At 62.4% G+C, this 20,829-nt stretch carries 20 protein-coding genes; 9 read left to right on the forward strand and 11 right to left on the reverse strand.

Going from position 1 to position 20,829, the window contains the following annotated elements; all coding sequences use genetic code 11:
• Window positions 1-83: 83 nt before the first annotated feature.
• The 3 genes from ABNT42_RS12870 to ABNT42_RS12880 all read right to left on the reverse strand — a co-directional run bounded on the left by ABNT42_RS12870 (window position 84) and on the right by ABNT42_RS12880 (window position 3,032).
• Window positions 84-770 (reverse strand): choice-of-anchor E domain-containing protein, encoded by a 687-nt coding sequence (locus ABNT42_RS12870; protein ID WP_348697520.1) that lies wholly within the window; start codon window positions 768-770, stop codon window positions 84-86.
• A gap of 133 nt (window positions 771-903) precedes the next feature.
• On the reverse strand, window positions 904-1,653 hold the full coding sequence (locus ABNT42_RS12875) for a response regulator transcription factor (RefSeq protein WP_348697522.1): 750 nt from the start codon (window positions 1,651-1,653) through the stop codon (window positions 904-906).
• Complete coding sequence (locus ABNT42_RS12880) at window positions 1,650-3,032, reverse strand: HAMP domain-containing sensor histidine kinase (protein ID WP_348697524.1); 1,383 nt, start codon at window positions 3,030-3,032, stop codon at window positions 1,650-1,652. The genes ABNT42_RS12875 and ABNT42_RS12880 overlap by 4 nt, the downstream gene beginning before the upstream one ends.
• Window positions 3,033-3,360: 328 nt before the next feature.
• Here ABNT42_RS12880 and ABNT42_RS12885 point away from each other — a divergent pair, with 328 nt between their 5' ends.
• The 3 genes from ABNT42_RS12885 (at window position 3,361) to ABNT42_RS12895 (ending at window position 5,766) form a co-directional block, all read left to right on the forward strand.
• Window positions 3,361-3,651 carry an H-NS histone family protein gene (locus ABNT42_RS12885; protein WP_348697526.1) on the forward strand — a complete coding sequence of 97 codons (291 nt, stop codon included), beginning with the start codon at window positions 3,361-3,363 and terminating at the stop codon, window positions 3,649-3,651.
• A gap of 79 nt (window positions 3,652-3,730) precedes the next feature.
• The gene (locus ABNT42_RS12890) at window positions 3,731-5,068 is read left to right on the forward strand and encodes an amidohydrolase family protein (RefSeq protein ID WP_348697527.1); all 1,338 of its coding nucleotides are present in this window, start codon (window positions 3,731-3,733) and stop codon (window positions 5,066-5,068) included.
• Between the two features lie 65 nt (window positions 5,069-5,133).
• Entirely contained in the window at window positions 5,134-5,766 is a 633-nt protein-coding gene (locus ABNT42_RS12895; RefSeq protein WP_348697529.1) for an LON peptidase substrate-binding domain-containing protein, read from the forward strand.
• 24 nt (window positions 5,767-5,790) lie between these two features.
• Here the strand turns inward: ABNT42_RS12895 and ABNT42_RS12900 are convergent, their stop codons facing one another.
• The 3 genes from ABNT42_RS12900 to trpS are packed head-to-tail and all read right to left on the reverse strand — an operon-like array spanning window position 5,791 to window position 8,106.
• Window positions 5,791-6,750 (reverse strand): DMT family transporter, encoded by a 960-nt coding sequence (locus ABNT42_RS12900; RefSeq protein WP_348697530.1) that lies wholly within the window; start codon window positions 6,748-6,750, stop codon window positions 5,791-5,793.
• A 4-nt stretch (window positions 6,751-6,754) separates the two neighbouring features.
• The gene (locus tag ABNT42_RS12905) at window positions 6,755-7,057 is read right to left on the reverse strand and encodes a DUF1294 domain-containing protein (RefSeq protein WP_348697532.1); all 303 of its coding nucleotides are present in this window, start codon (window positions 7,055-7,057) and stop codon (window positions 6,755-6,757) included.
• Window positions 7,057-8,106 (reverse strand): tryptophan--tRNA ligase, encoded by a 1,050-nt coding sequence (gene trpS / locus ABNT42_RS12910; protein WP_348697533.1) that lies wholly within the window; start codon window positions 8,104-8,106, stop codon window positions 7,057-7,059. Before trpS ends, ABNT42_RS12905 begins: the two co-directional genes overlap by 1 nt.
• A gap of 292 nt (window positions 8,107-8,398) precedes the next feature.
• On the opposite strand from trpS, the gene ABNT42_RS12915 reads away from it, so the two are divergent.
• A complete protein-coding gene (locus ABNT42_RS12915; RefSeq protein ID WP_348697535.1) occupies window positions 8,399-10,348 on the forward strand; it encodes a CocE/NonD family hydrolase in 1,950 nt (649 codons plus the stop codon).
• Here ABNT42_RS12915 and ABNT42_RS12920 read toward each other — a convergent pair.
• Window positions 10,345-11,601: a TCR/Tet family MFS transporter gene (locus ABNT42_RS12920; RefSeq protein WP_348697537.1), complete on the reverse strand. Its 1,257-nt coding sequence runs from the start codon at window positions 11,599-11,601 to the stop codon at window positions 10,345-10,347. The genes ABNT42_RS12915 and ABNT42_RS12920 overlap by 4 nt on opposite strands.
• A 15-nt stretch (window positions 11,602-11,616) precedes the next feature.
• Window positions 11,617-12,285, reverse strand: a complete 669-nt coding sequence (locus ABNT42_RS12925) for an HD domain-containing protein (RefSeq protein ID WP_348697538.1) — start codon at window positions 12,283-12,285, stop codon at window positions 11,617-11,619.
• A 156-nt stretch (window positions 12,286-12,441) separates the two neighbouring features.
• Between ABNT42_RS12925 and ABNT42_RS12930 the strand changes: the two genes are divergently transcribed.
• Together ABNT42_RS12930 and ABNT42_RS12935 are read left to right on the forward strand one after the other, a co-directional pair.
• Entirely contained in the window at window positions 12,442-12,753 is a 312-nt protein-coding gene (locus ABNT42_RS12930; RefSeq protein ID WP_348697540.1) for a hypothetical protein, read from the forward strand.
• A 128-nt stretch (window positions 12,754-12,881) separates the two neighbouring features.
• The gene (locus ABNT42_RS12935) at window positions 12,882-13,373 is read left to right on the forward strand and encodes a chemotaxis protein CheW (protein WP_348697542.1); all 492 of its coding nucleotides are present in this window, start codon (window positions 12,882-12,884) and stop codon (window positions 13,371-13,373) included.
• Here ABNT42_RS12935 and ABNT42_RS12940 read toward each other — a convergent pair.
• The 3 genes from ABNT42_RS12940 to ABNT42_RS12950 form a co-directional block, all read right to left on the reverse strand.
• Window positions 13,354-14,145, reverse strand: a complete 792-nt coding sequence (locus ABNT42_RS12940; protein WP_348697544.1) for a reverse transcriptase-like protein — start codon at window positions 14,143-14,145, stop codon at window positions 13,354-13,356. The two genes, ABNT42_RS12935 and ABNT42_RS12940, sit on opposite strands and share 20 nt — an antisense overlap.
• Window positions 14,146-14,151: 6 nt before the next feature.
• Complete coding sequence (locus ABNT42_RS12945; RefSeq protein WP_348697547.1) at window positions 14,152-14,667, reverse strand: YXWGXW repeat-containing protein; 516 nt, start codon at window positions 14,665-14,667, stop codon at window positions 14,152-14,154.
• Window positions 14,668-14,858: 191 nt separating this feature from the next.
• Window positions 14,859-15,086 carry a hypothetical protein gene (locus ABNT42_RS12950; RefSeq protein ID WP_348697548.1) on the reverse strand — a complete coding sequence of 76 codons (228 nt, stop codon included), beginning with the start codon at window positions 15,084-15,086 and terminating at the stop codon, window positions 14,859-14,861.
• A 439-nt stretch (window positions 15,087-15,525) separates the two neighbouring features.
• Between ABNT42_RS12950 and ABNT42_RS12955 the strand changes: the two genes are divergently transcribed.
• From ABNT42_RS12955 to ABNT42_RS12965, 3 genes are all read left to right on the forward strand, one after another.
• Window positions 15,526-18,789: a penicillin-binding transpeptidase domain-containing protein gene (locus ABNT42_RS12955; RefSeq protein ID WP_348697550.1), complete on the forward strand. Its 3,264-nt coding sequence runs from the start codon at window positions 15,526-15,528 to the stop codon at window positions 18,787-18,789.
• Window positions 18,790-18,884: 95 nt separating this feature from the next.
• Window positions 18,885-20,246, forward strand: a complete 1,362-nt coding sequence (locus ABNT42_RS12960) for a hypothetical protein (RefSeq protein WP_348697552.1) — start codon at window positions 18,885-18,887, stop codon at window positions 20,244-20,246.
• An 11-nt stretch (window positions 20,247-20,257) separates the two neighbouring features.
• Complete coding sequence (locus tag ABNT42_RS12965; RefSeq protein ID WP_348697554.1) at window positions 20,258-20,827, forward strand: hypothetical protein; 570 nt, start codon at window positions 20,258-20,260, stop codon at window positions 20,825-20,827.
• The last annotated feature ends 2 nt before the right edge of the window (window positions 20,828-20,829 follow it).

Raw genomic sequence — 20,829 nt, forward strand, 5'->3', positions numbered from 1 at the left:
GCTGCGCCCGCGCTTGATAGGTGCGGGTGCAGCGGCGCATAGCCGCTCCGGCCACCGCTTAGGCAGCCGGCGCAGCAGCGTTATCAGGCTGCCTGTTTGGCGGCGCGACGACGTACCAGACCCAGCAGACCGAGACCACCGATCAGCATGGCGTAGGTTTCCGGTTCAGGTACCGGTGCAGCTGCGGTGTAGTCGTAGCTGACTTTGAGGTCGCCCGCGGCAGAGGTGCTGAACTGCGAGATCAGGTTGCCGGCGCCGGAAGCGCTGGACAGCCCATTTGCCTGCAGGGACAGACTGATAGTGCCGCCGCCAGCCTGCGAGAACAGGGCGAAGTCGCTGGCGGAAGTGGAGATCTTGCTCTCCGTATGACTGCTGCCGACGGTGCCAGTGGCGACGCCGGACTTGCCGCTGAAGTCGATGATGCCATCGAAAGCCGTGACCCCGTAGCTATTGCTGAACACGGGATTGGTTACCACGATGGTCGAGCCATCGGGACGGGTCAGGGTCAGCAGGGAGCTGAGCGACAGGGTAATGGTGCTGCCCGCTGCATCGAGTGATTCGGCGCGGCCACTGCCGGCAACGCTGCCGCCAAGCTCGAAGGTGATGGAGTTGAGCGTGCCCAGCGTGCTATCGAACTTCTTAACGCTCAGCACGTCGCTCCAGTTGGTAATGGTGCTGGCTTTGCTGACATCATAGGAAATAACGCTGGCGTGGGCGCTGGTGGCGGCTAACAGGCTGGTGCAGGCGAGTGCGATCAGGATCTTTTTCATGGCGACCTCGGAACAGGAGTGATGGAATGTAGTGAAAACTAAAAGTTACATTTCAATAATAGTTGTTGCCCTCTACATGGGGCAAACCACCAATCCTGACCGAATGTGACCGGATGTGACATGCGCTCGGGCGCTAGCCCGTTTCGGACTCCTCCACACTGATTTCGGCAGCAAAACAGTAGCCGACCGCATGGACTGTGCGCAGCGGCAGCTCGACGCCTAGCTGGTTGAATATCTTGGCGCGCAGGCGGCGCACCAGCGTATCGAGCGAACGGCTGCTGGAATAATCGTCGCGCTGGTAGAGCCGGGCGAGGATGGCGCGCTTCTGCACTGCAGTGCCGGGCTGGGCCGCCAGTAAATCCATCAGTTGTAATTCCTTCTGACTGAGGGTGACGGCCGCTCCATCGCCCAGCCGCAATTCCCATAGCGTGGCGGAGAAGTGCCATTGCTCAGTACTGGCGGAGGATGGCGGTGCAACGCTGACGGCGGGCGGCGCTACAGCTGCCGCGGTCGCCTGCACGCGTGCGCCCATGCTGTGGACCACCGCGGCCAGTTCGCGGCAGTCCACCGGCTTGACCATGAACAGGTCGGCACCGGACTGGTAGCCGCGCAGCTTATCGTCCAGCGTACTGCGGGCCGTCAGGATGATGATGCCCATGCGGGTATTGGCGCGGGCGTATTCGGCCAGCACATAGCCCTCCTGATCGGGCAGGCCGACATCGATGATGGCAACGTGGAACTGTCTATTCGGTAAGGCCTGATAGAACTCGGCGGCATTCCGCACTGCCGTCACGGGCGTGCCGTGCAGTTCCATCCACTCGACCACGCTATCGCGCAGGTCGGGATCATCTTCTACCAGTAATACTTTGATTTGCTCGGTCAAACTGCTAACTCCTGCGCAGTCAAGGGGAGGGTGATGGTCACGGCCGTGCCGCCTTCGGGGCGGTTGGCCAGCCCGACGCCGCCGGCATGCTGGCTGATGATGCGCAGCACCAGATACAGTCCCATGCCACTGCCGGCGACCAGACGGGTACGGCTGCCGCGATAATATTTTCCATATACCAGATCGAGTTCGTGTTCGGGGATGCCCGGCCCCTGATCGGTGATGATCAGACGCAGGCTATCGCCCTGCGTGGCCAGTTGCAGGCCAACCTGACCGGCAGGCGGACCGTATTTGATGGCATTATCGAGCAGATTCAGTATGGCCGTCTTCAGCAGCGCACGGTCACCGATGATGTGGTATTCCTGTGCGGCGTCGAGCGTGAGCTGCGGCGCTTTCTCGCTCCAGAACTCGGCCGCCTCGGCGACGACTTCCTGCAGCAGTGCGTTCAGCTGGATAGTCGCGCGGATCGGCCCTATCTTGCCATCTTCGCGCGGGTCGCTGCGCACGGCCGTCTCGGCCACTTCCACCAGCCGCCCCACGGCGCGCTGCATTTTTTCCAGATTCTGTCCCGTGCCCGGGCTACCTGCCTGCAGCTTGGTGTGCAGGATGTCGAGGTTGGTGCGGATGATGGCTAGCGGTGTGCGGTATTCGTGCGAGAACATTTCGACGAAGCGGGTCTGGGTTTCCAGCGCATCCTGCCGCGCATCGAGCGACAGCAGCAACTGGTCCTTGATGCGCTCGAAATTCAGCAGCAATAGGGCAGGGAAGAACAGCACCGTACCGGCCAGCGGTATCAGGTAGACCAGCAGCGCATTGAGCTGGGAAACGGCGGCCTGTGCGCTTTCCCCCTGCTGTGTCAGCAGCAGCAGGATACGGCCGCCATGCCCCGTCAGCAGCAGGCATAGACCGGTGATGGCCATGCGGCGCGCATAGGCATGGCGCGCGCTGCTGTGATCGCGCGCGCACACCAGCAAGGTGTGCAGGCAGAGCGCGAAAACCAGTATCAGGCTGGCGCTGCTGACCAGCAAACGGGTGCTCAGCGTCGCTTCCAGCGCAATCATCAGGATGTACACCAGCGCGAATGCCAGCCCCAGCCCTACGGCGCTGTGACGGGTGCTATGGCCGAAGAACTCGCGCAGGCCGGCCCAGACTTGCAGGCAACCCGTATAGAGCAGGACATTGCCAATTACTAGCATTACACCGGGAGCACTGGCGGCGCTGACGACGATCAGGGTCATACCAGCCGCGCTGCAGACGCCGAATTGTGCCCATAGCCGGGTATGGCGTTCACCCGGTGCCGCAAAATATACCCCGACCATGACAAAGGAGATGCATAGCTGGGTAATAGCAAGGGCTAGGCTGGCGGTAGGTGTATCCATAGGGGCGCGGGTGAGTGCTGATGCGGGAATGTAGCACCGATAGGGATTTTATTGCATAAATAAATTAATTCCTATGCTATAAGCGCTGCAGTATCGCTTGCCGCCGCGCTGATTAATGCCAGCCGCGCAGTAATAATCTTTAATTCCCGTGGAGTGGAGGATAATTATTATCTTGCTACTGGAAATGCCCCGATTTGCCGATTATATTGATATTTATCGGTCACTGATGTGTTTCAGATATTCAGCTTATGGTAAATTTCGCCAGTAGATTTTTCAGGAAGAATCTGCCGTGTTTTATAACCCCTGCTGCCGATAAGAAGGAAATAAGATGACAACCTATCAGGAATACAAAGCAAAGATCGCCGAACTGGAAACTCTGGCAGAAACCGCGCGCAAGAACGAGAAAGCGGCTGCGATTGAACAGATCCGTTCCATTATGCGCGAGTATGGTCTGAGTGTTGCCGATCTGGGTGCTCCCGCTAAAACCAAGACTGGCAAGAAACGCGCGCCGGTGCCTGCCAAATATCGCGATGACGCCACTGGCCAGACCTGGACGGGGCGCGGTCGCGCGCCGAAATGGCTGGAAGGTAAAAACAAAGATCAGTATCTGATCAAATAATCGTTACGCGCGGTTTTTAACAGCGGGTTTATAGTGGATATAAACCCGCTGTTGTCGTTTTCGTTACCGGATACCAGTCATGAAGCCAGTTATTCAGCATGCCATGTTGTCAGTAAAGCAGCGCTGCGGCGCTTTAATCGCTGCGGTTCTAATGCTGAGTGCAGCCCAGTCTTTATTTGCCGCCGATAGCAGTGCTGTTGCAGGTGGGCAGCTGTTAATTACGCCGGCGCGGGTGTGGACGGGCGAGGGTAATGTGCATACTGGCTGGTCGGTATTAATTGTCCAGAACAGGATTGCGGCCGTGGGGCCGACGGCTGAAATAAAAGCTGCCCCGGAAGCCGAGCGGCTGGTATTGCCGGATACTACGCTGATACCCGGATTAATGGATCTGCATGCCCATGTTTTACTGCATCCTTATAATGAAACCTCGTGGGACGATCAGGTTTTAAAAGAATCAGTCGAATACCGTACCTTGCTGGCGGCACGCCATGCCGCTGCGACGCTGCAAGCGGGTTTCACCACCTTGCGCGATCTGGGCAGCGAAGGTGCGCTGTATGCCGATGTGGCCATCAAAAAAGCCATCGAGGATGGCGTGATTGCGGGCCCGCGCCTGTGGATTGCCACCCGCGCTATCGTGGCGACGGGCAGTTATGGTCCCTCGCCCCGTAGTTATCGGGCCGATGTCGAGCTGCCCAAGGGCGCGCAGGAGGCCAGCGGGGTAGATGAAGTAGTGCGTGCAGTGCGCGAGCAGAGCGCCCGTGGCGCCGACTGGATCAAGGTGTATGCCGATTACCGCAACGGGCCGGACGGCAGCGCGCACGCCACTTTTACCCAGGCCGAACTTGATGCGCTGGTCAGTACGGCCCATGCTTCGGGGCGCAAGGTTAGTGCCTATGCCAGTACGGACGAGGGTATGCGGCGTGCCACGCTGGCTGGCGTGGACAGCATAGAACATGGTTATGGCGGCAGCGAAGCCACTTTCCGCCTGATGGCCGAGCGCAAGGTGGCGTATTTCCCCACGCTGACCGCGCCGGAAGCCACCAGCGAATACTTCCAGAAATACCAGCGCGGCGGCGCACCCACGCCAGCCATGCAGGCGGCGGCGCGGGCGTTCCGGCTGGCGCGCCAGTTGGGCGTGGTGATCGGCAACGGTAGCGATGTGGGTGTGTTCGCCCACGGCAGCAATGCGCGCGAACTGGAATGGATGGTCAAGCTGGGCATGTCGCCGGTGGAGGCGCTGCGGGCTGCCACTGTGGTCAATGCCGCCGTGCTGGACCGTGCCGGCACGCTGGGCCAGATCCGCGAAGGCTATCTGGCCGATCTGGTGGCCGTGCGCGGTGATCCTACCCGCGAGATCGCGGCGCTGCGCGAGGTGGTGGCGGTGGTGAAAAACGGACAGCTGGTGCGTCGTCCTTAAAAAAACATAAAACTTGTAAGGGATTCACTAATCCCAAGTGCGCCAGTTCGTGCGATGATATGGCTATGGTAACGCTCCCTTTATTTCCGCTGAACACGGTTTTATTCCCCGGTGGCCATCTGCCTTTGCAGATCTTCGAGGTGCGCTACCTCGATCTGGTCAAGCGCTGCATCGAGAACGGCGAGGCTTTCGGCGTCGTGCCGCTGCTCGAAGGTAGCGAGGTGCGGGTGCCGGGCCAGCAGGAAAAGCTGAGCGGCGCCGGCACCATGGCGCGCATCATCAACTGGGATGCGCCGGCCGCCGGTCTGCTGAAGATCCACTGCATCGGTACTACCCGTTTCCGCATATTGTCGTGCGAGCAGCAGAAGAATGGTCTGTGGCTGGGCGAAGTGGTGGCGCTCAATGATGATCTCGATGTGCCTGTGCCCAGCGAGCAGCAGGATGTGGCGAATGCGCTGGCAACCCTGATCCGCTCCCTGCAGAAAAAACAGATACCCGCCGAGCGCATGCAACTGGCCCCGCCTTACCGGCTGGACGATGCAGGCTGGGTGGCCAATCGCTGGTGCGAACTGCTGCGGCTCGATACGCTGGAAAAACAGCGCCTGCTGGTGCAGGAAAATCCGCTGGTGCGACTGGAACTGATACAGGATGTGCTGGGTGCTAATGGTCTGCTGGGTTCCGGCGAAACGACTGCCTAGCGGGCTGCCTAGCGGGACGCAAGCTTAGCCCGCGTGGGCTTCACTTTCTTCGTCCAGCGCGTGCACGCGCAGCGACCACATTACCCCCGAGGTTAGCAGCAGCATGGCGGCGATTTCCAGCGGCTGTGGTAGCTGCTGCTTGTAGATGAAGCCGTACAGCAGGGCGAACAGGGTCTCAAACAGGATCAGCTGGCCGGACAGGGTCAGCGGCACTTTGCGGCTGGCGATATTCCACAGATGGTTGCCGATCACGGAAGCGCCCAGTGCCAGCAGGCCGTTGACGATCCAGAACAGTCCCCAGTCGCGGCCACTGGCCTGTGCGCCAGCCCCCGTCACGTCGGCATGGAAGATGGCCAGCGCCACCAGTGCAATCAGCAGCGCGATCAGGCCACTGGATACGCCATATAGGGCCGACCATTCACCGCTGCTGTAGTGCGGGTTGCGTTTCAGGTAGCGCGCGTTATCGACCGAATACCACGTCCAGCATAGCAGCGCACCGGTAGCGCATAGCACGCCGATGATCTTGTGCGCCAGCGGGCCGCTGGCGGCGGTGGGCTGCGAGAATACTTCGAAATTGATGCAGCTGATGCCGGCTGCCACCAGCAGTAGCGGCAAGGCGAGCTGACGCAGCGGCACCGAGCCGTGGTCGTTCTTGCCCAGCAGGGTGACGCTGATGGGCAGCACGCCGATAATCAGCGAGGTCGCGGCCACACCCGCCAGTTTGACCCCCATGGCCAGCAGCATGTAGTAGACGATGTTACCGGCCAGCGCGTGCTTGACCAGTGCCACCATGTCGGCGCGGTCCAGCCGGCGCAATAGCGCGGGCAGGCGGTTGAATAGCAGGGTGGCCGAGATCAGGCCGTAGGCGATGTAGCGGCCGCAGGCCAGCTCCAGCGGGGTGAACGCAGTGAGGAAGGCCGGTGCCACGAACACCAGTCCCCACATGGCGCCTGCCAGCAAACCGCACAACACACCTTGCCACATAATGCTATCCCTGCTGGTTGAAATATACGTGCATGAAACCCGTCAGGGCAGCCAGATTCAGTATGACGCTGAACCAGAACGCCAGCACAAAAGCTAGCTTGCGGGTTTTATGGCGCAGCGTCTGCTGTGCCAGCCATGCGCCGGGCCAGCCGCCGCACAGGCCCCATAGCAGCAGCGTGCGTTCGGCGATGCGGCGGCGCTGGCCGATGGCGGCCGATTTATCCAGCGCATACAGCACATAGCAGATGATGCTGGCGCACCCGTACAGTGCCGCAAGGCCCAGCAGGGTAGGCGCCAGTTCTGGCATCAGAAGTAGCTCAGGCCCAGTGCGGCCTTGACTTCGTCGGCTGTCTTGGCAGCCACTTCGCGTGCACGGGCCGTGCCTTCTTTCAGGATCTGCATGATGTAGCCGCGGTCCTGTGCCAGTTCTTCACGACGGGCACGGATCGGCGCCAGCATTTCCTGCAGCACCACTTCCAGCCGCTTCTTGACGATGGAGTCGCCCAGACCGCCGCGCACGTAATGCGCCTTCATTTCTTCCAGCTTGTCTTTTTCCGGATCGAAGGCGTCCAGATAGATGAAGGCCACATTACCCTCCAGATGGCCGGGGTCTTCTACGCGCAGGTGCAGCGGGTCGGTGTAGACCTTTTTCACGGCGGCCGTAATTTCTGCAGCGCTGGCGCCCAGATTGATGGTGTTGCCCAGCGATTTACTCATCTTGGCTTTGCCGTCCGTGCCCGGCAGGCGGCCGATCTCCGGCACCAGTGCTTTGCACTCGACCAGAATTTCGCGGTTGGCGATGCGGTTGAAGCGGCGCACGATCTCGTTGGTCTGCTCGATCATGGGGATCTGGTCTTCACCCACCGGCACGATGGAAGCCTTGAAGGCCGAGATGTCGGCCGCCTGCGAAGCCGGGTAGGTGAGGAAGCCAGCCGGAATGTCGCGCTCGAAGCCGCGCAGGGCAATCTCGGTTTTTACCGTCGGATTGCGTTCCAGACGGGCTACGGTGACCATGTTGAGGTAGTAGAAGGTCAGCTCGGCCAGTTCCGGAATCTGCGACTGGATCAGGATGGTCGATTTGGCGGGGTCGATGCCCACGGCCAGATAGTCGAGCGCCACTTCCACCACATTGCGGTGCACCTTGTTGGTGTCGTCCATATTGTCGGTCAGGGCCTGCGAATCGGCCAGCATGATGTACTGCTGATATTCGTGCTGGTAGGTTACGCGGTTGCGCAGGCTGCCCACATAGTGACCCAGATGCAGCGGGCCGGTCGGACGGTCGCCGGTCAGGATGATGCTGGGGCCTTTGCTGGCGCCCGGGGTGGCAATAACTTCGGCGGTAGGGGACTGGCTCATCAGACTTCCTTCAGGTTGCTTACACTAGCCCTGACGGTGGCGCACAGTCGTGAAAACGCCACCAGACGAGGGCGGCATTGATAAAAATATCACATCACTAGGGGTGATTCAGGGCCGCTGGTCAGCAGCGGCGCCAATTCAGGCAGGGACGTAGTGTGGACAGAAAATTCATGGCCGTATGGTTGCAGTTCGCTGGCGGTCTGTCAAGCCGCGTAACTCGTCAGGAAGGGCTGGCATGGAGTAGTATTGCTTTTTTCGCGCTATTTCCATTCAATTAACTACCGGAGCCGGAATGTCTTTACCTGCTGTTGCCGTATCTACTGCCCTGAATGCTACCTTGGGAGTTGCTCTGATCGCTGCCAGTGCTGTGCTGGCGCCTACCGCCCATGCCCATGCCCAGACGGCACCGATGGCGCCTGATGTTCCTGCCCGTTTCGAGATGCGCATGCCGGATGCCGATTATGTGCGGCGCGAAGTGATGATCCCCATGCGCGACGGTGTGCGCCTGCATACCGTGCTGCTGATCCCCAAGACGGCTCGGAACGCCCCCATGGTGCTGAGCCGCACGCCGTACAGTGCCAGTGGACGCTCGCGCCGTAACGATAGTCCTAGCGTGCTGGCGACGGGCGGGCAGGGCGATGAAGTGCTGCTGGGCGCCGGCTATATCCGCGTGTATCAGGATGTGCGCGGTAAATATGGTTCGGAAGGCGATTACGTGATGACGCGGCCGCTGCGTGGCCCGCTCAATAACACCCGTACTGACCACTCCACGGATGCGTGGGATACCATCGACTGGCTGGTGAAGAATGTCCCCGAGAGTAATGGCAAAGTGGGCATGATAGGTTCGTCCTACGAAGGCTATACGGTGCTGATGGCGCTGATCGACCCGCATCCGGCGCTCAAGGTGGCGGTGCCGATGAGCCCCATGGTGGACGGCTGGCGTGGCGACGACTGGTTCCATAACGGCGTGTTCCGCATGACGAATATCGCGTACATCGCCCACCAGACCACAGCCCATGGCAGTGGCATGGCGCTGCCCACCGGTGTGTATGACGATTACGACGGTGTGCTGCGCGCCGGTTCCACCGCCGACTACGCGCGCCAGTTCGGCCTCGATAAACTCAATTTCACCCGCAAACTGTTCGAGCATCCCGCTTACGATAGCTACTGGCAGCATCAGGCGGTGGATCAGTTGCTGGCACAGCGTCCCCTGAAAGTGCCGACCATGACGGTGGTGGGCTACTGGGATCAGGAAGACATCTACGGCGCCTATGCCGTGTATGCAGCACTGGAGCCCAAGGATACGGACAATCGCCGAAACTTCCTCGTGGTGGGGCCGTGGCGCCACAGCGGGGTGAATTACGATGGCTCCAGTCTGGGCGTATTCAAGTTCACCGGCGACACGGCACTGGAATTCCGTCGCGACGTGATGCAGCCTTTCCTCGACCAGTATCTGAAGGATGGTGCACCGGTGGCGGAGACCCCGCCCGTGCTGTTCTACCAGAGCGGCAGCAACCGCTGGCAGCGTTTGCAGCAATGGCCGCTGGCCTGTGCGCAGGGCTGCGCTGCGCCCCTGCGTCCACTGTATCTGCAGCCGGGTAACCAGCTGGCTTTCACGGCACCGGCTGGTGCGGCAAGCTACGACGAATATGTCAGCGATCCGGCCAAGCCGGTGCCGTTCGTGCCCCGTCCCGTGCGCATGAACGACGCCGCGGTTTGGCGGCCATGGCTGGTTAGCGACCAGCGCAGCTATTCGGATCGGCCCGATGTGCTGACCTATGTGACGCCGCCATTGACCGCGCCGCTGCGCATCGCCGGTGTCGCGCAGGTGCAGCTGCATGCCGCCACCACGGGCACGGATGCCGACTGGGTGGTCAAGCTGATCGACGTGTATCCGGATGAAGTGCCGTCACAGCCGGAGCTGGGCGGTTATCAGCTGGGCGTGGCGATGGATATCTTCCGTGGCCGCTATCGCCACAGTCTGGAGCAGCCGGCGCCTATCGTGGCCAACGCTGTCGAGCAGTATCGCTTTGCGCTGCCGAATGCCAACCACGTGTTCCTGCCCGGTCACCGCGTGATGGTGCAGATCCAGTCCAGCTGGTTCCCCCTGTATGAGCGCAATCCGCAGACCTATGTGCCGAACATCTTCTACGCCAAGCCGGCCGATTACCAGAAGGCCACCATGCGCATCTATCATGGTGGCACTAGTGCCAGCGCGATCGAACTGCCGGTGGTGGATTAAGCGGTAGTGCTGGCCTGCTGGTGTGCTTTGAAATAATGGCGCGCCACCAGGATGGCCAGCACTTGCAGCAGGGCGCAGAAGTAGAAGCTGGCGCCCATGCGCCAGTCGCCGGAAGACAGGTGGCTGACGCGGCCCAGTATCTCGGCGCCGATCAGGGGCATGAAGATGATGCCCAGACTGTTGACGGATTGCAGAGAACCCATCAGTTCGCCCTGTTCGGCCGGTGGCGTGGCTTTGGAAGTGAGCGCCTGCAGGGCAGGGCCAACGGCGAAGGACAGGATGTTGCACAGGATGAGCACATACATCATCCAGCCCTGCGTCGCCAGACCATACAGCAGGAAGGTCAGCGCGCCCGACGTCATGCCCAGCAGGGCCAGACGCACTTCGCCGAAACGTTTGATCAGCACACCGAGCAGGCCGGCCTGCACCACCGCTGCTGTCAGTCCCACGCAGAACAGCGCGGCACCATTCTGGCCCGGCGTCCAGTCGAAGCGGAAGTGGGTGTACAGCACCCAAGTGGTCTGCAACATCATCTGGGCACAGGTGACGAGGGCGAAGGTGATCACCAGCCCGCGGATATCCTTGCGCTGGGCGAGGCGCAGCAGGGCTGTCAGCGGATTGATACGGGCCAGACTGAAGGGCGCCCGACGCTCGGCCGGCAGCGATTCCGGCACGACGAAATAGCCATACACGAAGTTCAGCGCCGACAGGGCACCGGCCACATAGAATGGCAGGTGCAGATCGACGCTGCCTAGCAGGCCGCCCAGCATGGGGCCGCAGATAAAGCCCAGACCGAAGGCAGCTCCCACTTTACCGAAACTCTTGGCACGGTTGTCCGGCGTGGAAATGTCGGACGCATAGGCCGAGGCCACCGACATGCTGGCCGAGGACATGCCGCCTACCACGCGGCCGATGAACAGACAGGCCAGATTCGGCGCCCATGCCGTGGTGAGAAAGTTGATGCACATGCCGGCCATGGAATACAGCAGCACGGGGCGGCGGCCGATGCGGTCGCTGATGGCGCCCAGCATGGGCATGCAGAGGAACTGCATCAGGCCGAATACAGCGCTGAGGATGGCGAACCAGTGCGCCTGATGTTCGCGGTCGCCGGTAAATTCGCCCACCAGCATGGGCAGTACGGGCACGATCAGGCCTATGCCCAGCATGTCGATGAACACGCTGATGAGGATGAAGTTCAGGCTGGCCGGAGCCGTAGCGCCGATGCGGCGGGGAGTGGCGGGAGTGCTGGACATGGATAGATTCGGATTTCAGGGAGTGGCTGGGCTGCTAGCCCATTCGGCGATAAAGTCGTCACGGAAGCTGGTCAGTGCCAGCAGGCGGGCGTTGGCCAGCTGGCGTCCTGCCGGGGTCTGCATCTTGCCCGGTATGGTCACCAGCTTGGTGTCGATGTGGTCGATGGCATAGGCTTTTTCATCGAGCTCGCGCTGCAGCGCCATCGGGTCGTCGGCATGGGCCAGACCGGTGCCCATGCGGCCGGCCGTATAGAATAGCCGTGCCAGCCCCACGGCACCGAGCGCATCGAGGCGGTCGGCGTCCTGCACGATCTTGGCTTCGATGGTTTCGGCCGGGATCGCGGCCGAATAGCTGTGGCTTTCGATGGCATGTGCCACGGCGGTCAGCCGCTCGGACGGGAAGTCCAGCGCCGCCAACTGGCGGCAGGCCAGCAGGGCCGCTTGGCGCGAGGCGAGATGGCGTTCGGGATGGTTCTTGGGCAGGTTGACCAGATCGTGCAGATAGCAGGCCGCCATCACGACCAGCGCATCCGCTGCGGGGTAGTCGTCCAGCAGCTGGCAGGCGTTGCGCCAGACACGGTGTAGATGATTGCTGTCGTGGGCGCCGTCTCCACCACTAGCAGCGGCTGCAGCGTTCGCCAGTTGCACCAGTCGCGGATGCCAGCTATTGAGCAAACTATTCATGGGTCTCCGGTTGCGGGGCGGTCAGATGTTGGCGATCATACAGGGTGGCGCCCAGCTTGTGCAGACCCGTTTTTTGCAAGAATGTTACATCTCACTTGCAAAGTGGCAGACGATTGTGCAAAATGCTTTCATAACTGACAATTATTGGCGAATCCTATGCACATCAATGTAACGCTGGCTGCGGTGCTGTACACCCTGGGCACGTCCATGGCATGGGCGCTCGATGATACGCCGACACTGGCACCACGCTATATGCCGCGGCCGGAAGAGGGGCGTGCAGTGAACCGTAACGCAGCGCCGGTGCCCAGTGCCATGCCGGCGGCGCCGGTGCGCGCTGCGGCCGAGAGCGATGCCGTGCCTGCGGCGGTGCGTCCGGCACCGCTACGCCCCCAGTCTCTGCCCCTGACCCGTGTGTTACCTGCGGAAGGTCATGGCGCGCCGGTGAAACTGCCTGCCAAACCACTGTGAATCTGACGGATTTGCGTTAATAAGTCGTCAAATCGCGGTTTTTGTTGCCGTCCGGCATATATTTGCTGCTTTATTTATTGGCTTGCGGTAATATTACGCACAGTCAATTCTTTCCTGAGGTAAAGCAAATGTCCAACGTCACTGAACTGCACGCCGCCACCCCCGCCGCCGAATATCTGGCTTTCACGCTGGGGCAGGAAGAATATGGCATCGATATCCAGAAGGTGAGCGAGATCCGCAGCTACGAAGCGCCCACCCGCATCGCCAATGCCCCCGAGTTTGTCAAAGGCGTGGTCAATCTGCGTGGCCTCATCGTGCCTATCGTCGATATGCGTATCAAGCTCAATCTGGGTACGCCGACCTATGACCAGTTCACCGTGGTGATCATCCTGAATATCGGCCACCGCGTGGTGGGGATGGTGGTCGATCGTGTGTCCGACGTGACCACGCTGCTGCCGGAGCAGATCAAACCGGCACCGGACATCGGCGTCAACATGAATACCGACCACATCATCGGCCTCGGCACGCTCGATGAGCGCATGCTGATACTGGTCGACATCGACAAAATGATGACCAGCGCCGATATGGGCCTGCTGGAAACTACGGCGCTGGCGGCCTGATTTCCAGCGCCTGCTGGGCCAGCTGGTCCGCTGCGGCATTGCGATGCCGCGGCAGCCAGCGCAGTTCGACCTCTCCCACTTGCGCCATCAGTGCGCACACCTGCTGCCGGTGCTGCGCCAGCACTGCCGCACCCTGTCCGGCCGCAACAGCCTGCGCCGACAGATTCACATCATTCACCACCACCTGACTATCGCCCCGAATGGCGAGTTGCGTCACGCCGGCCTGCACGGCGGCTTGCAGTAGTGCCGTTAGCGCCAGATATTCTGCTTCGCTACTGTTGCCATAGCCGGCCGCCTGACTGATGGTGATGGTCTGACCTTGCGGTCCGCGCAGCAGCGCGCCGATACCGATCCGGCCCGGATTGGGCACGGCGGAACCGTCAAACCAGCCTTGCCACGGGAGGTCTTTGCTGGCCTGTCGGGCGGCTGGTTGAGTGGACCATGCCGTTGCCGCGAGGCCCATCGCCTCAATTGACTCAGCCGGAACAGTCTGCCGGGCTGCCGGCTGGCGTTGCGTGAGGCGGGCAGCCATGGCGGCGCTGCGCGCCTGCTGGCGTAGTGCTGCATGCTGCTGTTGCGCCTGACGTTGCGCCAGCAGGTGTTCCAGTCCGGCCTGTCCGGCGGCCAGCGTCAGTACTTGCAGCAGTGCCTGTTCCGGTGTCAGTTGCTGACGGGCCGACAGCCGCGCGGCCGCTGCCCGTTCCGTCTTAAAGGCGAGTTGCTGTAGCTGCTGTAGTCGCTGTAGTGGTTGCTGGTCGGGCGTATCACTCATCCGGTTTTAATCGCGTCGTGGGTTGTCAGGACGGTGATCATACCGGTTCGGCACGCCGTCGCCATCCCTGTCACGGTCGTAGCGATTGGGCACGCCGTCATGATCGCGGTCGCCCCGCCCATGTCCGCGTCCTTGCCCGCGTTCTTGCCCGTGATGGTATTCGCGTCTGTCGTCGCGATCCCAGTGCTGGCTTGCCGGTGCGCGCGGCACGCTGACCCAGCCACCCGGTGCGAAGCGCCAGCCGCCGCGATATTCCTGCCAGACGGGAGTCTGGTACTGGTAGCCGCGGCGCAGCACTTCCCAGTGGCCGGCACGCCAGATATAGCGGTGGCCGTCCCAGCGCCAGTAACCGGGCGCCCACACGTGACCATGACGGGGAGGTGGCAGGCTTTCATAGCGTAGTGGCGGCGGAGCATTGCTGACCACGATGCTCAGTTCGGTCTGGGCATGGGCGGGTGTGAAAGCTAGGGTACTCAGGGCCAGCAGGGTGGCGCTGCACAGGTGGCTGAGGCGCATTTGCATGATGGGTCTCCAATGAAGTGCTATGCATGGAGTCAATATAGCGCGCGCAGACGGTGTTGGCGCGGCTTGATGCAAAAGCTTACAAGTGATGCAGAATTGATGCAGAGTAATGTGGCCTAGCGCACGGAGCGGGCTAGAAAGTCACGCCTGCAGCAGAGGGGGAGTGGCGGCAGGCGTGGCGGCAACGGCGTTCAAATCTTGCTCACAGGGGTGCTGCGGGCGGCCAGCGCGGCAGGCTGGGTGCTGGCCTGCTTCTGCTCAGGGCTCAGGCGCTTTGCGTGGACGACAACCACTTGCATATTGCCGGCGGCTGCCATGGCAGGGCTGGTTTCTACCTTGCTGTCGAGGCTGTAGCTTGCGGCGCTAGCCAGACCCAGAGCGACGATAAAGACGGCTTCGAAGTTGCGCAGGATGTTCATTTTGCTTCCTTTCGTTGGTGTGTAGTGGTGTTCGATGTGTGTACTTTAAAACTGCCGGCCCGTGCGCTCCAGCGGATTGCGACGAAGCGCCACTGGCGTAGCGCGAAATGCAGATAGACGCGATAAAGCGTGCTGGCAAGCGTCGTCTGGTCGGGGAGGGATGGGGGGCGCATGGTTTTCTGCGGCCCTCCGCTAGGTGGTGTGGTTAGCCGACTAGCCCTGCGAGGACGCCATGCCACGTTTGATTGCCCCCCTTTTGCAAGCATTGCGGACTGCGCTGCGTGCGCGCCGCCGTGCGGCCAATCTGCGCGCTGGTCGGGCTGTTCGGGTCGGTGCGTGGGGGCGGCACCGATCACAGAAATCGGCGCCAGATCAAATGCGCCGGCAGTGGCAATGGACTTGGCCTTGGCCTTGGCATGGGATAGCACTAGCCTGTCTATTGCTGGCAGGCGGTGGGCTGATCGCCGGCCACGCGCGCTACTTGGTACAGGCCAGTGCCGCGGCACCACAGGCTAGTCGTAGCCGGCAGGCGCTGGAGCAATTCCAGCCCGTCCTGTCCGGCGTGCGCTTCGAGGTTGCCGAACGTGCCGGTATGGCCATCAGTCTGCATCCGGAGGCTGCGCTGCTGATATTGAGTGGCATGCAGGCGGCACCGCCCGTAAATATCGATCTGTGCTCCCAGTTGCGAGGCCCCGACGATGCGCGCCTGCTGCCTCTGCGCATAGGCTACCGGTTTGAGGATGTGCAGCAACTGGTGCGTCAGAATGAGACGGCAGCACTGCCGCTGGCATTGCGTAACGTGCTACTGGTGTCGGCTCAGGGTGACGCCGCTGGCATGCCGCAGGTCCAGATCAGCGGCAAGGCGAGTGTGGACTTCCGGGATCCTGCTAGCGAACCGCTGCAACTTAGCTGGCAGGGCGAGCGGGCGGATGTGCGCTGGCTCGGTGATGCCAGCCTGGGCCAGATCGAGCAGGGTAGCAAAGCCCGCGTGAATTTGCGCCAGCAGGGCTGGCTGATGTGGGGCGAGGGGGCTGCGCTGCATATTGAACGACGTAGCAATGTGACTTGCCCACAAGCGGGAGAATTGTCGTTGCAACTCTACCGCACTGTCAGCGCGCCGCAGCAGAACGGCGCGGCGCGGCCAGCGCTAGCACTGGTGCAGGCATTTCCTGCCCGCGGCCAGCCGGTAGCAAGCCGCTTGCCTGCCGGTGTATATCAGGTGCCAGCCGCACCACCCCCTGCACTGGAGGACGCGAGCCTGTTTGCCGACTTGCAGGCGCATGGACTGGTGCGCCTGAACGGTCAGGGCGCCATTGAACTGGCGCCGCCCGATCTGCTGCAGTGGCAAGCGCTAGCACCTGATCAGCGCGTGGCCGGTCTGCAGTCGTGGCAACTGGCAGCACGCGCATCGGCAGGCGGCGTCGCTGCCCCTGCACAGGAAGCCGTCACCCGCAAGCTGCTCAAGCGGCTGTACTATCAGGCCGATGGCGCCTATGTCAGGCAGCAGATTGACCTATTCAACAGCGAACGCTGGCTGCTGGCATGGCGCTCGCCGTGGACCGAGTCCGCGCAGGGTGCTGACGGGCCATGGCAAGCCAGCACTATCCTGCCGCGCAAAGACGATGCAGTTGCGGTGCCACTGCCTAGTACGCAGCAGATGCCGCTGGCGGCGTCGCGTCTGTTCGCCGACCTGCCTCAGGGCTGGCAGGGCTGGAACCGCCTGGCAGCCTGGCCGGCCAGTTCGCAGGGGCAGGTGCCGCAGCAGGGCCAAGGACAGCAACCTCAGCAACCTCAGCAACCTCAGCAACCTCAGTCCGAGGGGGGCTATCGCGCCAGTCTGCAACTGGTATTGCCGTCGCCTGCGCAGGGGGGCGAACAGCGACGGCTGATGCTGATCGGGCAGGTGCAGCGGGTGGAAGGGGCGACGATCGAACGTTCGCCCGCCTGCACGGGGCGCGCTTGCCGCAGCAGTAGCGATGTGCAGCAACTGGTGCTCAGCCTTCTACCGGGTGCGCGCACAGTAAGGCTGGAAGTTGCGGCACTGCCTTTCCAGCCTGTGGAGGAGCGTAAGTACCGTCACCTCCGGGTGGAGCATGGACAGTTGCACTGGTACGCCTTGCCGCTGGCGGCAGGGCGCCAGCCAGCAGCAGCGCTAGCTGGGCCGATCCGCGCGACGGCCGCAGCTGCAAGCGCCGTAGCAGTGGGTGGAACGCTGGCCGGTTTGCAGTTGAGCGACCGGCATGGCACACCGCTGTGGCGCGACGGCGCTACCACCGAGGCAGCTGCGCAGGCGGGCTTGGCGCCCTTGCTGGGACTGGCGCGCGAGCATGGCAGCAGTGTGGCCGGTATGCTGGCCCGCCTGCCGCAAACGCCGCAGCAGGCCAGCCTGACGCTGGATCTGCCCTTGCAGGCATTAAGCCAGCAAGTGCTCGACTGTGTCGGCTTGCGGCGCGGGCGCTGGCAACAGGACCAGTGCCACGCCACGCGCGCAGTGCCGCAAGGACGTCAGGCCGGACTGGTAATACTGGATGCTGAAAACGGCGACATCCTCGCCGCCGCAGGTGCCGGTAGCGGCGAAGTGAATGCCGCTAACTGGGCAGAAGTGCGCGATTTCGACCGCACCAGCCCCGCCCGCAGTCCCTTGCGCCTGCCCCCATGGCAGCATGATGGCGGTGCCCACCGTAGCCCTGGCTCTACCTTCAAGGTGGTCACAGCGCTGGGGCTGGAGATGGCGGCACGCAAGGATGGCCAGCTCGATGCCATGCTGTCCGGCCTGCCGCTGCCTGCGCTGAACCAGTTGGCACGTCAGCGTGGCTATGCCTTCCAGACAGATGCGGCCAGCTACCCTGTCACGCCGCGGCTGGCGCACGTCACCAACTACCGCGAACAGAGTCTGGAGCGGCGCGCGCAGGATGGCAAGTTAGGGCTGGCGCAGGCACTGACCTATAGCGTCAACACATGGTTTGCATGGACGGGCGAACTGAGCGATCGTTCGCTGTTCGGCCGGGCCGAAGGCGGCGCTCCCGATCTGCAGGCGCTGGATGCCGATGCGCTCGACAGTGTGCGTCCCATCGTTGCGGCGGCACACCGGCTAGGCTTCGAGCAGTCCCAGCGGCTGGATGGCGGCCTGCTGCCGGCCGATTACGACTGGCGCCACTGGGACGCGCTGCAGGCCAGCGCCGCCCACATCGATCCTATCCATACGCGTCATGAATTGCGCCAGATGAGCATAGGCTTGCGCATGCAGGTGACGCCGCTGCAGATGGCGCTGGCCTCGGCCGCAATAGCGCAGGGCAGTGTGGTCACGCCACGGCTGCTGCTGGCGCTGGACCAACGCCGCAGCACTGCACCTGTGCAGGCACCACTGGGCATCCGTCTGGATCGGATACGGGCCGGTATGAAGGGAGTGGTCGATACGGGCACAGGGGCTGGCGCTTTCCGCCTGCCGGCGCTGGCCGGGCTACGGCCCGGGCTGTTCGGCAAGACCGGCACTGCTCCCAGCGGGCCCGATAGCGCCACCGTCTGGTTCACGGGATGGCTGGCAGCGGGCAGCTTGCCGGGCCAGACGCACCCGCTGGCAGTGGCGATATTTGTCAGTCATTCCGATGCCACGGGGGGCGAACATGCGGCGCCGGTGCTGGCGTCGATCCTGGAAACGCTGCTAGCGCAAGCTAGCCGGAAAGATGAACAGAAGCGGAATTAGCCCTGTGACCGGGCAATTGAAAGCTTGCCGACTGTGGGATGATCTTGAGGCGTTCGCCCTGTGGCGGACTTTGATCAATTACACAAGCGAAAAGTATGCGTCTGCCAGGAACGCGGTATCAGGAGCCGGGCTGGGAACAAGTGCGGAAATTGCTGGGGCAAGCCAGTGTGCAGGTGTTGCGCCAGCTGGCACCGCACGAGCTGGAGGATCCCGCTCTGCTCGATCGTTACGTCGACGAGACGGGCGCGCTGCTGCACGCCTGCCGCCATACGGCACGAGCCACGGCGGAAGGCAATAGCTATGGCGATAGCGTGGGCGAGCTGGCCCTGAGTCTGCTGTACGAACTACCGGCGCAGCCAGCGTTCTGGCAGGCCTTCCTTGCCACGCTGGAGACGGAGCTGGCGCGCAGCGGCGCATTCTGGCGAGATCCCGCCTGCGAAGGCATGTTGCGCAAGAAGATCAATGACCTATATGCCGGTCTGCGTGACCGTATCGATGCTGATGCCTATACGGTGGCGACTGGTCGCAACTGTTCGCCCAACCGTATCTACACTTACCGGATGCTGGATACAGCCTACCGTGAAATTGCCGCCCTGTTTGCCGACTGGCAGGCGCATACGGCACAGGTGGGCGCGATACTGGGACGAGCGCTGCACGGCATTCCCATCGAAGTGCGGCAGATGAAGTCGATTGCCGGCTGCAAGGCAGAGTGGGTGATTGCATGGAGCGCTACGCTGGAGCAGTTTGGCGGCGCGGCCGGCCCCCTGCATACGCGCTCCAAGCGCTTCGCCAGTCTGAAGAATAATCCGGCGGGCATCGCCGCCATGCTGGCTGAAATCGGCGAGTACGAGCAGCTTTCGGCCAATCTGGACAGCGCCGAGGCGTTTCGTGCCGATGCGGGCGAGGCCGGCAACTGGCTGGAAGACTACTGGCGCGTAGTACACGAATCGGAGCAGTACGAGCTGGATGGCCACAGTAGCGGGCCAGATCAGCTACTGGCGCCGGCTGCCGATGCAGACGATGCAGACCAAGGTAGCGATGCGCTGGATGGCGCTGATACAGCGGCAGCGGCTGACGAGGACGATGCGCTGGCAGACATGGCCGCACGGCTGGCAGCGCCGGACGACGCCACCCGCGTGCTAGAACAGCAGCGTTCCGTCGGTGTTTCTCTGCCCCCCGGCTATCTGCAACTGGCGCGACTGGCGCAGCATGGCGGCAGCCGTCTGCTGGAAATACTGGCTGAGGAAAGCTTGCCGATCCGGCTGGCCGTGTACCACAAGCTGCTGGGCCCGAACGATGCTAGTTATCCCGATGTCTGGCTCGATCCGGCCACGGGCGAACTGCCCACGCTGATGCAACTGGCGGCACTGGATGGTATTTCCATGCCCACCCTGCGCAAGCGGCGCAATCTGGCCATCGATAAGCTGTATGCTGTCCGCACCGGGGTGGCAGCATGAAGGAGAAAGTAGTGAAACCGATAATCACCGAGCTGGAAGCCAGATTGCAAGAGCAATTGCTGCTCAAGCGGGCTACCCCGGACGACCGTCTGCTGCTGGCCGACGAGACGCTGCTCAAAGCGCTCGATGGTAGCCGCCCGCTGACGCCGGCCGAGCGTAGCGCCTTGCAGGCGTCGCCGCTGACCCTGCGTCGCTTCCGCCTGCTGGGGCAGCAGCGCCGTAGCGCGGCGCCAGCTTCTGCTGCTACGGGCTGGAACGGTAGCACGGGCATGTTGCGCGCTGCCGCAACTGCCACCGAACTGGCGAGCCTGCGCACGGAAGATGGTTACTGGACGCTGGATTTCGTACCAGCCGAGTCTGGCTGGCGCGTGATCCTCGCCTTACTGGCCGATGCGCCGTTTGCCGCCGTGGCCGTGCAGCAGTGCTGGCGTCTGCAGGTGCTCGATGGTGCCGGCAAACTGGTGCTGCAGGGTGTGCTGGATAGCGACGGCGAATGCGAAGGCGCATGGCCGTTTGCCAGCCCACCGGCGCGGCACTTCCAGCAGCATGGTGCCAGCTTCGTGGTGGCGCCGGCAGGATGACA

This window comes from Duganella fentianensis (assembly GCF_964031615.1).
Classification (GTDB): Bacteria; Pseudomonadota; Gammaproteobacteria; order Burkholderiales; family Burkholderiaceae_D; genus Rugamonas; species Rugamonas fentianensis_A.

Excerpts from the sequence above, each read along its gene's own strand:
- ABNT42_RS12960 (WP_348697552.1), top strand. The coding sequence starts at position 18,885 with ATGCGTCTGCCAGGAACGCGGTATCAGGAGCCGGGCTGGGAACAAGTG.
- ABNT42_RS12880 (WP_348697524.1), bottom strand. The coding sequence starts at position 3,032 with ATGGATACACCTACCGCCAGCCTAGCCCTTGCTATTACCCAGCTATGC.
- trpS (WP_348697533.1), bottom strand. The coding sequence starts at position 8,106 with ATGAGCCAGTCCCCTACCGCCGAAGTTATTGCCACCCCGGGCGCCAGC.
- ABNT42_RS12950 (WP_348697548.1), bottom strand. The coding sequence starts at position 15,086 with ATGAACATCCTGCGCAACTTCGAAGCCGTCTTTATCGTCGCTCTGGGT.
- ABNT42_RS12945 (WP_348697547.1), bottom strand. The coding sequence starts at position 14,667 with ATGCAAATGCGCCTCAGCCACCTGTGCAGCGCCACCCTGCTGGCCCTG.
- ABNT42_RS12885 (WP_348697526.1), top strand. The coding sequence starts at position 3,361 with ATGACAACCTATCAGGAATACAAAGCAAAGATCGCCGAACTGGAAACT.
- ABNT42_RS12925 (WP_348697538.1), bottom strand. The coding sequence starts at position 12,285 with ATGAATAGTTTGCTCAATAGCTGGCATCCGCGACTGGTGCAACTGGCG.
- ABNT42_RS12900 (WP_348697530.1), bottom strand. The coding sequence starts at position 6,750 with ATGTGGCAAGGTGTGTTGTGCGGTTTGCTGGCAGGCGCCATGTGGGGA.
- ABNT42_RS12935 (WP_348697542.1), top strand. The coding sequence starts at position 12,882 with ATGTCCAACGTCACTGAACTGCACGCCGCCACCCCCGCCGCCGAATAT.
- ABNT42_RS12915 (WP_348697535.1), top strand. The coding sequence starts at position 8,399 with ATGTCTTTACCTGCTGTTGCCGTATCTACTGCCCTGAATGCTACCTTG.
- ABNT42_RS12930 (WP_348697540.1), top strand. The coding sequence starts at position 12,442 with ATGCACATCAATGTAACGCTGGCTGCGGTGCTGTACACCCTGGGCACG.
- ABNT42_RS12870 (WP_348697520.1), bottom strand. The coding sequence starts at position 770 with ATGAAAAAGATCCTGATCGCACTCGCCTGCACCAGCCTGTTAGCCGCC.
- ABNT42_RS12895 (WP_348697529.1), top strand. The coding sequence starts at position 5,134 with ATGGTAACGCTCCCTTTATTTCCGCTGAACACGGTTTTATTCCCCGGT.
- ABNT42_RS12890 (WP_348697527.1), top strand. The coding sequence starts at position 3,731 with ATGAAGCCAGTTATTCAGCATGCCATGTTGTCAGTAAAGCAGCGCTGC.
- ABNT42_RS12940 (WP_348697544.1), bottom strand. The coding sequence starts at position 14,145 with ATGAGTGATACGCCCGACCAGCAACCACTACAGCGACTACAGCAGCTA.
- ABNT42_RS12905 (WP_348697532.1), bottom strand. The coding sequence starts at position 7,057 with ATGCCAGAACTGGCGCCTACCCTGCTGGGCCTTGCGGCACTGTACGGG.
- ABNT42_RS12920 (WP_348697537.1), bottom strand. The coding sequence starts at position 11,601 with ATGTCCAGCACTCCCGCCACTCCCCGCCGCATCGGCGCTACGGCTCCG.